The 11,435-nt window shown below is 65.7% G+C and carries 9 protein-coding genes; 3 read left to right on the top strand and 6 right to left on the bottom strand.

Annotated features, from left to right (window positions below):
* The first annotated feature begins 68 nt into the window (after positions 1-68).
* A complete protein-coding gene (locus V9E98_07500) occupies positions 69-428 on the top strand; it encodes a hypothetical protein (GenBank protein ID MEI2716826.1) in 360 nt (119 codons plus the stop codon).
* A gap of 322 nt (positions 429-750) precedes the next feature.
* Positions 751-2,196, top strand: coding sequence for an RDD family protein (locus V9E98_07495; GenBank protein MEI2716825.1), 1,446 nt, complete (start codon positions 751-753; stop codon positions 2,194-2,196).
* 28 nt (positions 2,197-2,224) lie between these two features.
* On the opposite strand, the gene V9E98_07490 is transcribed toward V9E98_07495, so the two are convergent.
* On the bottom strand, positions 2,225-2,785 hold the full coding sequence (locus V9E98_07490; protein MEI2716824.1) for a hypothetical protein: 561 nt from the start codon (positions 2,783-2,785) through the stop codon (positions 2,225-2,227).
* 206 nt (positions 2,786-2,991) lie between these two features.
* Between V9E98_07490 and V9E98_07485 the strand changes: the two genes are divergently transcribed.
* Positions 2,992-3,996 (top strand): LLM class flavin-dependent oxidoreductase, encoded by a 1,005-nt coding sequence (locus V9E98_07485; GenBank protein ID MEI2716823.1) that lies wholly within the window; start codon positions 2,992-2,994, stop codon positions 3,994-3,996.
* A gap of 127 nt (positions 3,997-4,123) precedes the next feature.
* Here the strand turns inward: V9E98_07485 and V9E98_07480 are convergent, their stop codons facing one another.
* Genes V9E98_07480 through V9E98_07460 form a run of 5 tightly spaced genes read right to left on the bottom strand, consistent with a single transcriptional unit; the run spans position 4,124 to position 11,364 of the window.
* Positions 4,124-4,780: an HPP family protein gene (locus V9E98_07480; protein ID MEI2716822.1), complete on the bottom strand. Its 657-nt coding sequence runs from the start codon at positions 4,778-4,780 to the stop codon at positions 4,124-4,126.
* Complete coding sequence (narI, locus tag V9E98_07475) at positions 4,756-5,496, bottom strand: respiratory nitrate reductase subunit gamma (protein MEI2716821.1); 741 nt, start codon at positions 5,494-5,496, stop codon at positions 4,756-4,758. Before narI ends, V9E98_07480 begins: the two co-directional genes overlap by 25 nt.
* Entirely contained in the window at positions 5,493-6,110 is a 618-nt protein-coding gene (gene narJ / locus V9E98_07470; protein ID MEI2716820.1) for a nitrate reductase molybdenum cofactor assembly chaperone, read from the bottom strand. Before narJ ends, narI begins: the two co-directional genes overlap by 4 nt.
* On the bottom strand, positions 6,107-7,717 hold the full coding sequence (gene narH, locus V9E98_07465; GenBank protein ID MEI2716819.1) for a nitrate reductase subunit beta: 1,611 nt from the start codon (positions 7,715-7,717) through the stop codon (positions 6,107-6,109). The genes narJ and narH overlap by 4 nt, the downstream gene beginning before the upstream one ends.
* Entirely contained in the window at positions 7,717-11,364 is a 3,648-nt protein-coding gene (locus V9E98_07460) for a nitrate reductase subunit alpha (GenBank protein ID MEI2716818.1), read from the bottom strand. The genes narH and V9E98_07460 overlap by 1 nt, the downstream gene beginning before the upstream one ends.
* Between the last annotated feature and the right edge of the window lie 71 nt (positions 11,365-11,435).

Genomic DNA, 11,435 nt, shown 5'->3' with positions numbered 1-11,435 from the left:
TTCTTGAACTCCCCTCGCCATGGTGAAGGAGAAGCGAAACACCGAGATCGGAAGTGACGGTCCCCATCATGAGCATCCTGACCATTGCCACCGAATCGACCACCGCCACCGAGCCAAGCCAAACGTCGCCACTGATCGGAACGTCGGTACTCGCGGTGGACGGTGCCACTGCGGCCCCGATGAAGCAGACCAGCGATCGCAACGGCATGCGAGTGTTCCGCGAGCCCAAGACCGGGAACCTGTCCGCCCCACTCCTGGACAGTTGGAACGACTCCCGCCGCACCCCCACGGGTTTCACCCTCGGTCTGCTGACCTCAGACGATCTCAACCACTGGACGGTCTCGAATCGCCCCCGCGGCTACCGCGCTCCCCAAACACACACACGGCTGTCATGGCCCACCAATGGCGACGACGACATCGAGGGCTGAACTCGCTCGAACCCCACCCGTATGAATCTCGTCCCGCCGCCGGGTGCGGGACACGGGACACGAACGGACCCTGGCCCGGTCGACGGGCGCCTCGAAAGCGGCACCCCCTTCAGAGCGCCCGCGCTGAACCGCGGCGGGGTTCGACCGCGCGTACCAGCAGGTCGGCGCTCATGTTCACGTCATCGACTTCTCCCGCAGCGCTTCGGTCTGATCACCGCTGAGCCGCAACGTCATCGCCATGACCGCGCGATATCACCGCTGATACCAGACCGACGTTCGGCGAATCCCGTGACGTGAGGGCCCAAGGCCCTAGCCTGCCCGTATGACCCCGCCGCAGGACTCCGACAACGGACTGCGCGGGATCGTGCGTCGCGCTGCGGGCGGTGCGCGGGGCGCGGCGGACAGCGCCTTCGATGCGACCGTGGGTCGCGTCGGGCACACCGTCGGCGAGGCGGCTCTCGACGCCACCAACGCAACGGCCCAGCAGGTCATCGAGGGCCTCGAGCCCTACCTGATCGAGGAGGCGATTCCGCGAATCGTCGCCGGCATCACCCCGTACCTGACCGACGACGTAGTCCCTGAAGTCCTCGCCGGAATCACCGATCATCTGACGACCGTGACCATCCCCGAGATGGTCGATGGGGTGACGGGCCACCTCGTGGACGTCACCGTGCCGGAGGTCGTCGCCGGCGTCACCCCGGGCTTGGTGGACGACCTGCTGCCACGCTTGTTGGCCGATCTGCAGCCGTACCTCGAGCAGCAACTCGTGCCGCGAATCGTCGATGCCCTGGTCCCCTATCTCGAGCAGACCATCGCACCGCAGCTCGTCGATGCGCTGATGCCCAAGATCCGCGACGAAGTGGCCCCCGACCTGGTCGATTCGCTGATGCCCAAGATCCGAACTGAGGTCGTCCCGCAGATCCTCGACGACATCGTGGACGATCCGCGCATCCGCGACCTCATCCGAGAACAGAGCCAGGGACTGTTCCTCGACACCCTCGAAGGCTTCCGCGGGAAGTTGGCAGATGTCGACTCCACGGTTGATCGGATCGGGAGGCGAGTGCTGCGGCGACCACCTCGCCCCAAGCCGGAAACGGCCGTGGAACTCGTCCTCGCCGAAACGTCGCCCGATGACACCAAACCGCTACGACTGGCCGTCGAGGACCTGGCGAGACAACGGGCGGTCTGGCGCGCGCTCCCGGCCCCGCCCGCACCGCCCGGACGGGACTTCACCTACGCCGGTGCCGCCACCCGGCTGTTGGGCCTGGGGATCGACCTGTTCGTCGTCGGGTACCTCACCACGGTCCTCTTCTCGACGCTCGGCAGCCTGATCGATTCACTCTTCGATGGGGCAACACCCGACTGGCTGGCCCTCACCCTGGTTGCACTGGCGGCCTCGGCGATCCCCACGTATCTGGGTCTCTCCTACTGGACGCTGGGCCGATCGCTGGGGATGTGGATCGTCGGTGTCCGCGTGTGCACGCCGGACGGCCGTCGCCCCGGGTTCGTGCGCGCGATCGCCCGCGCCTGGCTGTTGGTGATCGGGCTGTTCTTCTGGCTGGCGACCAGTTTCATTTCCTTGTTCGACTCCAAGAGGCGGAGCCTGCTGGACCTGCTCACACACACCGAAGTGCGCTACTCGGTGCCCGAGACTCAACAGAGGCGTCATGTCCGCGACGCCGTTCAGGAGCAGCGGGAGGCGGCCGGTCGGGACGACGACCGCTCCGACGGATCACTTCAGCCGACCGGCGGCCACAGCCAGGATTGACCGCGGCGCCGAACGACCCGCCGCCGGACTACTCGACCACCACGGTCGCCGCACTTCCCGCCGGGCCGAAGACCGCAAGGTACGCCCCGTCCGGTGCCTGACTCGTAGCCGTGGCAGCACCTCCGGAGTCGATCAGCGACAGGTCACTGTCGAACAGTTTCCAGTCGCTCTGACCGGAGATGGTCACCCTCGCCGCGCTGGGAACCTTGCGCCACTCCACCAATCCCGCGGCACCGACGGCGACGCTGTTGTCGCCCCTGCCCAGGTCGGGAACCGTGGAGGCCGGTCGCACGATGCTGCTGCTGAACGACAGCAACTCGTCCCCACCCTGCATCGCGAAGTCGAAGTCGTACAGGTCACGGCCGAACCCCAGAGGGATCTCGAGGAACATGGTGCCGAGAGTGTCGCCAGTCGTGGCGTCGAAGGGAACGGATTCGACCAGCGCCCCCTTGGCCAACAGGTAGCCGGGCAGGCCGGGGAGTGCCACTTTGCCGGGTGCCGAAACCTCGGACAGGTAGTTCGAGTTCCTCATCCCCAGCGGCTGCAAGATGTTGGTGCGTACGTAGTCCTGGAAATCCATCCCCGCCACACGTTCTCCCAGCTGACGATCGTGATCGAGCCACTGGCTCCAAGCCCGCGCATGCCGCCGATACCGCTGATCGGCTGCGCCGTTGGCACTCCGTTCCGAGGTTCCCCGCCGAGCAGGAGAGCACCAGCGCGATCCGCAAGAGGGCGCCGAGAGGAGTACCGTCGCTGCCTGGAGGAAGCGAATCCCAGAAAGTCCGAGAGCGTGCGATGAAGTACCTGTTACGAACGTTCCCCTATGTGGAGAATCTCGACGAGGTCGCGGCGGGCTGCCAGCGGGATGAGTGGGACGGGCTTCTGTTCGATGACATTCCCCTGCTCCTTCCTGACGCCTACGTGGCGGTTGAGCGCGCGCTAGCGCGTACCGAGAACATCAGCATCGGTACGGCAGTCACCAATCTGGTGAATCGACATCCCAGCGTGGTCGCCGGTGCGGCTGCCACGTGGCAGCAGATGTGCCCGGGGCGGGTGATGCTGGGAGTGGGCCGCGGTGACACTTCGCTCAGCCTGGCGGGACTCACGACTCCCTCTGTCTCGCAGTTCGAGCAGTTGCTCAAGGACTTGACGGAGTTGCTCGGTGGGCAGTCGGTTCACTCGGACCATCACCGGTTGGCGTGGACCGATCCTGACTGCCCCCAGCCGCACATCTCCGTGTACGCCAGCGGGCCGAAGGTTCTGGGAGTGGGAGGGCGATGGGGCGATTCGGTCACCGTCACCGTCGGGGCCGATCCGGAGCGGATCTCCTGGGCGGCGCAGACGGCACGTCAAGCTGCCCAGGATGCGGGCCGCACCATCGAAGTCGGGGCGTACGTCGTCGTCGGAGTCGACGGCCCCGACAGCGCCGGCATCGACCTCGTGCGAGGGCAAGCGTCGATCTCCGCCCACTTCCAGGGCGGCACTCTCGCCCGGTACTCCTCCAGCGACCAGGAGTTGATCCGCAGCGTGATCGACTCCTATGACCCCACCCGACACTCCACGGGTGCTTCGCCGCAGGCGCAGCAACTGACCACCGAGTTCCTGCGCCAGTTCGTGGTCGTCGGCGATGCAGAGCAATGCGGTCGACACCTGCAGCGGATCTTGGATACCGGGTTGGACTTCCTCGTGATCGTGGGCGCCGACCGAAGTGTTCCCACTGAGGAACGGCTCGACCACGATCACCGCATCGCCGTGGATGTCATCCACCCGTTGCGTGAAGGCGCCCCTGTTCGCTCTTAACCGGAGTCTTGACCGGAGTCAGCGGTGATGCTCAGGCGCCGGCGCCGGTTCCTTCGCTCGACAGCACGCAGAACTCGTTTGCTTCGGGGGGCTGCAACACTGCCCGTGGCGAGTCTCGGGGGCCCTGTCACGACTTGTCGGCCTCAGCCGGTGGCGGGCGCGGCGACCAGAGCGGATAGGGCAGTCCGGCAAGACGGTTGATCACCAGGCCTTGCAGGATGAGCAGGACCACCGCCAGCATCAGGATCGCCAACTGTGCCGGCGTCCTGAGCAAGCCCAGACTGACGATCAGCGTGGTCGCGCCCGCCGGCGCATGGGGCACCCCGAGCCAGATCATCAGGGACAAAGTGAGACACAGCGACATGGTGGCCGCCCCCACTCGATCCCACGTGATGTCTTCGAGGTTCGGCGGCGCCGCTGTCAGGCCGAACACCACCAGGGCGGCGAATCCCGCCAAGACACCGATCAGGTGGCCGAAGAAGGCGTTGCGCGGAGCCGACTGGGCATTGAGAGCTGCCCAGAACAGCAGGAACGCGGTCGGGCCCAAAGAGGGGAAGATGAACGGCTCCCCCGTGATCAAGGCGATGGTCGACAAGATCGCGATCGACAGCGCCGAGTTGATCAGGACATAGGTCCCCAGTACGGCGCGATTGTTGTGGTGTCGCTCCAGCGCCGGCAGACGCAGTCGGGCACCGAGCCCGCGCATGGCCTCCGGGAGGTCCCCGAAGGTTGAACGACTGGGTACAGGTGCCGTACTGATCATCGCCTCCCGATGGTCTGCCATCCGGCCGAGGACCCTGGTGTCGGTGTCGGCACGGGCTGGCGGCTGCGATACACGACGTAGGGCCGTGTCAGATAGAACAAGGGAACCGAGAAGAAGTGCACCAAACGGCCCCAGGGAATCAGCGCGAAGAACAGCCAGGCCACGGTGATGTGGATCAGGTAGATGGTCGGCACACCCTCCAACTTCGAGGGATCCGGCTGCAGCAGGAAGAGCCCCCGGAACCATTCGGCGACACTGGGCCGGTAGTTGTAGCCGGGCCCGAGGATGTTGTAGCCGACCGTCTCCATGAATCCGAGCAGGATCATCGTCCACAAGATGGCGAACGTGACGATGTCCATCCGGCTCGTCGCGCGCCTGACCCGCGGATTGAGCACTCGCCGTGAGGTCAGGATCCCCAGCCCGACGATCACCGCGATGACCGCCGTCACGCCCCCGATCTTGGCTACCAGGGTGTACTGCGCCTCCGTGATGCCCAACGCATCCGTCCACTGATAGGGAATCAGGATCCCCATGACATGGCCGGCGATCGCCATGAAGGCCCCGTAGTGGAACAGCATCGCCCCGACGATCAGCCACTTCTTCTCGTACAACTCGCTCGAGCGGGTGGTCCACCCGTACTTGTCGAACCGGTAGCGCCAGATCATCCCCACCACAAGTACCGCTATCGCGACGTACGGGAGGATGCCGAACAGGATCCAGTCAAGAGTGGATGTCATCTCCGCGCCTCCGCCATGGGTTGGGGTGCGAAGTCACCGAGGCCCACTGAATCGACCGGCGGACCGTTGGCAGCGATGTCGACGACGGCGGCGAGGTCGGACTCGTCCAGAGCCGGGAGCACCTCGGCGACAGCGGAAACCACCACGCTGAACGGGTCACCCAGATCCTCCAAGGATCGCCGCAGCAACTCGACCGACCTGCGGTAGCTGCCCAGGACCTGCAAGCCGCGGGGTTCCGTAGCCGCGAACTCGAGCAACAAAGGCAGGTAGTCGGGCAGTTCCCCACTGGTGATGGTGAATCCGTACCGCGTCAGGAGGTGCTTGAGTTGCAGCAGGGCGACCCCGCGGTTGCGCGTGTCCCCGTGGGTCAGGTATGTCACGTGCAATGGGGTGCGACGGCGATGGTCGAAGGCCGCCACGTAACGTTCCTGCCGCTCGCTGAGATCCAACTCGAACCAGTTGACCGCGAAGTGCCGCACGCCCGCGCTCATGGGTTGGGTGAGGACCCACTCGTCATCATCGCGGGGATAGTCGAGCAGTACCGCGGTCACGCGGCAGGTAGCGGCCACGTCGTGCGTAGTCCCCAGTCGGCGACGCCTGCCCAGACGGTTCATGTTGCCCCTCCCGGGAACAGGCCCGGAGCCTGGCCTCGCCCGTCCCAGCCGAGGAGATTGAACCGTGCCGTTCCGTCATCGGCCCGGAACTGCCCACCGGCGCCAGGACCACTGTCCGGACTCGCCCCTGTGGCATGCCCCAAGGCCTCCTCCATGCCGGGACCGCCGGGGAAGTCCAACGAACAGAACTGCGATTGCTGCGCTCCCGAATCCTCACGGTGGGCGGTGGGGATGACGTAGCGGTCACCGTACTCGCCGACCGCCAGCAACCGGAACAGTAGTTCAACGTCCGCGTCGTTCATGTCGACCGCCGCCAGGAGGCCCTCCGGAACATCACCACCGAACTGCATGGCCCGTTTGACGGCCCGCAGCACCGTCAAACGCCGCAGCGTGTCACGCACCGGCTCGGCGTTCCCGGCGGTGAACACAGACGCCAGGTAGTCGACCGGGATCCGCATCTGGTCGATCCCGGCCAGCACTTTCAGCGAGTCCTCGGCGTCGAACCCGGCATCCGCTGCGTTGTCGGCCAACGGTGCCAGAGGTGGGACATACCAGACCATCGGGAGGGTCCGGTACTCAGGGTGAAGCGGCAAGGCCACTTTCAGTTGCTTGACCAGCGCATACACGGGAGAGCGTTGCGCGGCCTGGATCCAATCGAACGGCACCCCTGAGGCCGTGGCCGCAGCCACCACCGCAGGGTCGTGCGGATCGAGCATCACGTCCCGCTGAGCGGCGACGAGATCTTGGTCGTCCGGCGTCTCGGCCGCCGCGGTGACAGTGTCCAGGTCGTACAGGACCACACCGAGGTAGCGGATGCGCCCGACGCACGTCTCGGAGCAGATCGTGGGAAGACCATCCTCGATACGGGGGTAGCAGAACGTGCACTTCTCGGACTTGCCAGTGACGTGGTTGAAGTACACCTTCTTGTAGGGGCAACCCGAGACGCACATCCGCCAACCGCGACAGGCGTTCTGATCGACGAGGACGATGCCGTCCTCCTCGCGTTTGTACATGGCCCCCGAGGGACAAGACGCGACGCAGGCGGGGTTCAGGCAGTGGTTGCATATTCTGGGCAGGTAGAACATGAAGACCCGCTCGTAGTCCAACTGCGCGTCCTGACCGAGAGCGGCGACATTGGGATCGTCCTGGAATCGCTGCGCGGTGCCGGCCAGGTCGTCCTCCCAGTTGGGTCCCCAGGTCAAGTCGAGCGGCTTTCCGGTCAGCCGCGACCGCGACCGTACGACGGGTGGGTTGTCCTGCAGCGGGGCCGAGACCAAGTTGGAGTACTCGTAGGTCCAGGGTTCGTAGTAGTCGTCGATCAGAGGCAGGTTCGGATTCCCGAAGATGCTGAGCAACTTCTTGATGCGACCGCCGGCCTTCAACTGCAGTTCGCCCTTGCGATCGAGGGTCCACCCACCCTTCCAGTGCTCGTTGTCCTCCCAACGCTTCGGATACCCGATGCCGGGTTTGGTCTCGACGTTGTTGAACCAGACGTAGTCGGTACCGGACCTGTTGGTCCACGCCTGCTTGCAGGTGACCGAGCATGTGTGGCAGCCGATGCACTTGTCGAGCGCCATCACCATCATGATCTGCGCCCGGACCCGCATCAGAACTCCACCTGCTGGGAGCGCCGCCGGAGCACGGCGACCTCATCACGTTGACTTCCCGTACAGCCGTAGTAGTTGAAGCCATACGACAGTTGCCCGTACCCGCCGATCATGTGGGTGGGTTTGAGTACGGCGCGGGTGAGGGAGTTCTCCGTGCCGCCGCGTCGTCCGGTCCGCTCGGTGAGCGGGGTCTGGATCTGTCGATCCTTGGCGTGATAGACGTACACCAGCCCTTTGGGCATCCGGGGGGACACGGCGGCCAGTCCGTCCATGACGCCGTTGCGGTTCCACACCTCCGCCCATTCACCGTCGCGCAGCCCCAGGGTCGCGGCGTCTTCGACGCTGCACCACACGACAGGACCGCCGCGGAACAGGGTGAGCATCAAGAGGTCGTCCTGGTACTCGGAATGGATGCTCCACTTGCTGTGCGGGGTCAGATACCTGACGGCGACCGCATCTGTGCCCAGGTCGTGGACTGCGGTGTAGCGCTCCACCATGGCCAAAGGTGGGCGGAAGATCGGCAACTGCTCCCCGTATTCGCGCATCCATGCGTGGTCGAGGAAGAACGTCATACGGCCTGACAGGGTTCGCCAGGGGATCTTGTGCTGGACGTTGGTCGCGAACCCGGTGTAGGCCTTGTTCTCACGAACGTCACCGGTCCAGTCCGGGGAGTTGACGACGTGCTGGGGCCGCTTGCTCACGTCATCCCAGGTGATCCTTCGGTCCCGTTCACCGTCCGCGAGTTCCGACAGATCCAACCCCGTCTCGGCCTCCGCCTGGCGCCACAACTCAGAGGCCACCGTGGCATTCGTGGCACCGGAGAGGGCCAGGATGGTCTCGGCGCACTGCTGGTCGGTCACCAGTTGTGGACGTCCACTCGCCGGCCCGGACGCGACAGTGCCGTTCTTCACCGACAGCCAGGCGACCTGCTCTCGTGGGTCGTACTTCGTGTCCTTCGCGGCCACTCCGGCAGTGTCGATCCTGGGACCGAGGGCCAACAAGCGGTCGAGCACAGCACCGTAGTCGCGCTCCACGACGGTCAAGACAGGCGCGTTGCGACCGGGGTCCGGCCGTGTGCCGTTCTGCTTCCAGTCGTCGACGGCCCCGAAGGGAACGGCGAGTTCGCCCGGGCTGTCGTGAGCGATGCTGGTCGCGACCAGGTCGCGGCGCACGCCCAGATGCTGCGCCGCCATGGAACTGAACTTCGCCGCGACTTCCGTGAACGCGTCCCAGTCGCTGCGCGCCTCCCACGGCGGGTCGATGGCCTTGTTGAAGGAGTGCACGAACGGATGCATGTCCGTGCAACTCAGGTCGTACTTCTCGTACCAGGTCGCTGCCGGCAGGACGATGTCGGACCAGTTGGCGGTGCTGGTCATCCGGAAGTCCAGGTTCACCAACAGGTCCAGTTTGCCCACCGGAGCATCGGGGTGCCAGGTGACCTCTTGCGGACGATCAGACTCGGGGGTCTCCGCGGCATCGGCGTTCGCCTGAGCGCCGAGAAGATGGCGCAAGAAGTACTCATAGCCCTTTCCGGAGCCACCGAGGATGTTCGACCGCCACACGAACATCATTCGGGGGAAGTTCGCCGGATCGTCTGGATCCTCCACCGCGAAACGCAGGGAGCCGTCGGCCAGACGACCGGTCACGTAGTCGGCTGGATCCACGGCGGCCGCATCGGCTTCGGCGACAAGATCCAACGGATTCGCGGCGAAGGTGGGGTAGGTCACCTGCCAGCCGAGCCGGACCGCAACATTGAGGCAATCGATGAAGCTGCGTCCTGCGAACAAGCCGTCACCGGTGGGGGAGGCGAGGTCGTCGGCCTGCCACACCTCGTAGCGCCACTGGTCGGTGGCGGTGTAGTAGAACGCGGTTCCATTGCACTGCCGCGGAGGCGCCGACCAGTCCAATGCATGGGCCAGCGTCACCCAGCCCCCGAAGGGCCGGATCGCCTCTTGACCCACGTAGTGATTCATGCCGCCACCGTTTCGGCCCACGGTTCCGCACGTCACCAACAACGTCAGGATGGCGCGATACACGGTGTCGGAGTTGAACCAGTGGTTGATGCCGGCACCCATGATGGCCATGGCCCGGCCCTCGGTCTTCTCCGCGGCCTCGGCGAACTCCCGCGCGATCCGGATGATCGTCGCCGCGTCGATCCCGGTGACCCGTTCCGCCCAGGCAGGCGTATACGGGGCATCCCCGTCGTCGTACCCCTGAGGCCAGTTCCCCGGGAGCCCGTCGCGGCCCACTCCGTAGTGGGCGAGCATGAGATCGAACACGGTCGTGACCTGCCGGCCCGCCACTTCGATCGTCGGCACCCCGCGCAACGTTGTGCCAGCCGGCTCGGTGTCGAAGCGAGGGAAGGCCACTTCAGCGGTTGCGGTGCTCCGCTCCAGCAGCGACATCGCCGGATCGAGGTCGCCCAGCTCGAGATTCCAGGTTCCGTGCTCGCTGTCGGCGTAGCGGGACGCCATGGTGCCCGGGGGTGTGACGATCTCTCCTGTGGCCGCATCCAGCACCACGGGTCGGAAGTCGGCGAGTTCGGAGGAACTTTCGATATCAGCAGCGGTCAGCAGCCGGTCGGGCACCAGGTCGCCGGAGGGTCCGGGCTTGAGTGCGACAAGGCAGGGAAGATCGGTGTACGTGCGGCAGTAGTCGCGGAAGTACGAGGCGACTCGATCGACGTGGAATTCGCGCAGCACGACATGTCCCATGGCCATCGCCAACGCCCCGTCACTGCCGGGCGCCACCGGCAACCAGTGGTCGGCGAACTTGGCGTGTTCGGCGTAGTCCGGCGCGATGACCACGACCTTCTCGCCGTGGTACCGACTCTCGGCCAGGAAGTGCGCGTCCGGCGTGCGCGTGACAGGAACATTGGAGCCCCACACCAGGACGTACGAGGAGTTCCACCAGTCACGTGCCTCCGACACGTCCGTCTGCTCACCGAACATCTGTGGACTGGCGGGTGGCAGGTCCGCGTACCAGTCGTAGAACGAGATGTGGGACCCACCCGTCAGGGCCACGTAACGCGAGCCCGAGGTGTACGACACCGGTGACATCGCCGGCAGTGGAGTGAATCCCGCGACCCGATCGGGACCGTGTTCCTTGATGGTGTGCACGTGCGCGGCTGCGGCGATCTCCACCGCCTCGTCGTAGCCGGCACGCAGGAAGCCACCTCTGCCCCGCTCCCCCTTGTACTGCGCTACCAGGTCCGGATCGGACTGCAGTGCAGCCCACCGATCGACAGGATCAGGGTGGTCCGCCGCGAGCCGACGCCAACTCCGCAGCAGCGCACCACGGACATAGGGGTACCGGACTCTGGCCGGACTGTAGACGTACCACGAGAAGGAGGCGCCTCGCGGGCATCCGCGGGGCTCGTGGTCAGGGACGCCGGGCGGGGTTTGCGGGTAGTCCGTCTCCTGTGTCTCCCACGAGATGATCCCGTCGCGGACATAGACCTTCCACGAACACGAACCGGTGCAGTTCACCCCGTGGGTGGACCGCACTTCTTTGTCGTGGCGCCACCGATCCCGGTAGAACTCCTCCCACACCTGACTGCCGACCCGATCGATCGTGCGGCCGTCCGCGGCGGGTGTCCCCCGCGAAAGATGCCGCAACGCACGCGGTGGCACGGTCGGCAGACTCATCGCCTGCCTGCGATCGCGTTGTGCGGGTGAACCTGCTGCGGGGTCACAAGGGGACTCTGGCACACCTGCAT

Source organism: Candidatus Nanopelagicales bacterium (assembly GCA_037045355.1).
Taxonomy (GTDB): Bacteria; Actinomycetota; Actinomycetes; order S36-B12.
Note: the sequence above shows the minus strand (reverse complement) of the source record. Positions and strands in the feature narration are given on the sequence as shown.

Coding starts and splice junctions, on each gene's coding strand:
- V9E98_07500 (MEI2716826.1), top strand. CDS start 69: ATGAGCATCCTGACCATTGCCACCGAATCGACCACCGCCACCGAGCCA.
- V9E98_07495 (MEI2716825.1), top strand. CDS start 751: ATGACCCCGCCGCAGGACTCCGACAACGGACTGCGCGGGATCGTGCGT.
- V9E98_07485 (MEI2716823.1), top strand. CDS start 2,992: ATGAAGTACCTGTTACGAACGTTCCCCTATGTGGAGAATCTCGACGAG.
- V9E98_07480 (MEI2716822.1), bottom strand. CDS start 4,780: ATGGCAGACCATCGGGAGGCGATGATCAGTACGGCACCTGTACCCAGT.
- narI (MEI2716821.1), bottom strand. CDS start 5,496: ATGACATCCACTCTTGACTGGATCCTGTTCGGCATCCTCCCGTACGTC.
- narJ (MEI2716820.1), bottom strand. CDS start 6,110: ATGAACCGTCTGGGCAGGCGTCGCCGACTGGGGACTACGCACGACGTG.
- narH (MEI2716819.1), bottom strand. CDS start 7,717: ATGCGGGTCCGGGCGCAGATCATGATGGTGATGGCGCTCGACAAGTGC.
- V9E98_07460 (MEI2716818.1), bottom strand. CDS start 11,364: ATGAGTCTGCCGACCGTGCCACCGCGTGCGTTGCGGCATCTTTCGCGG.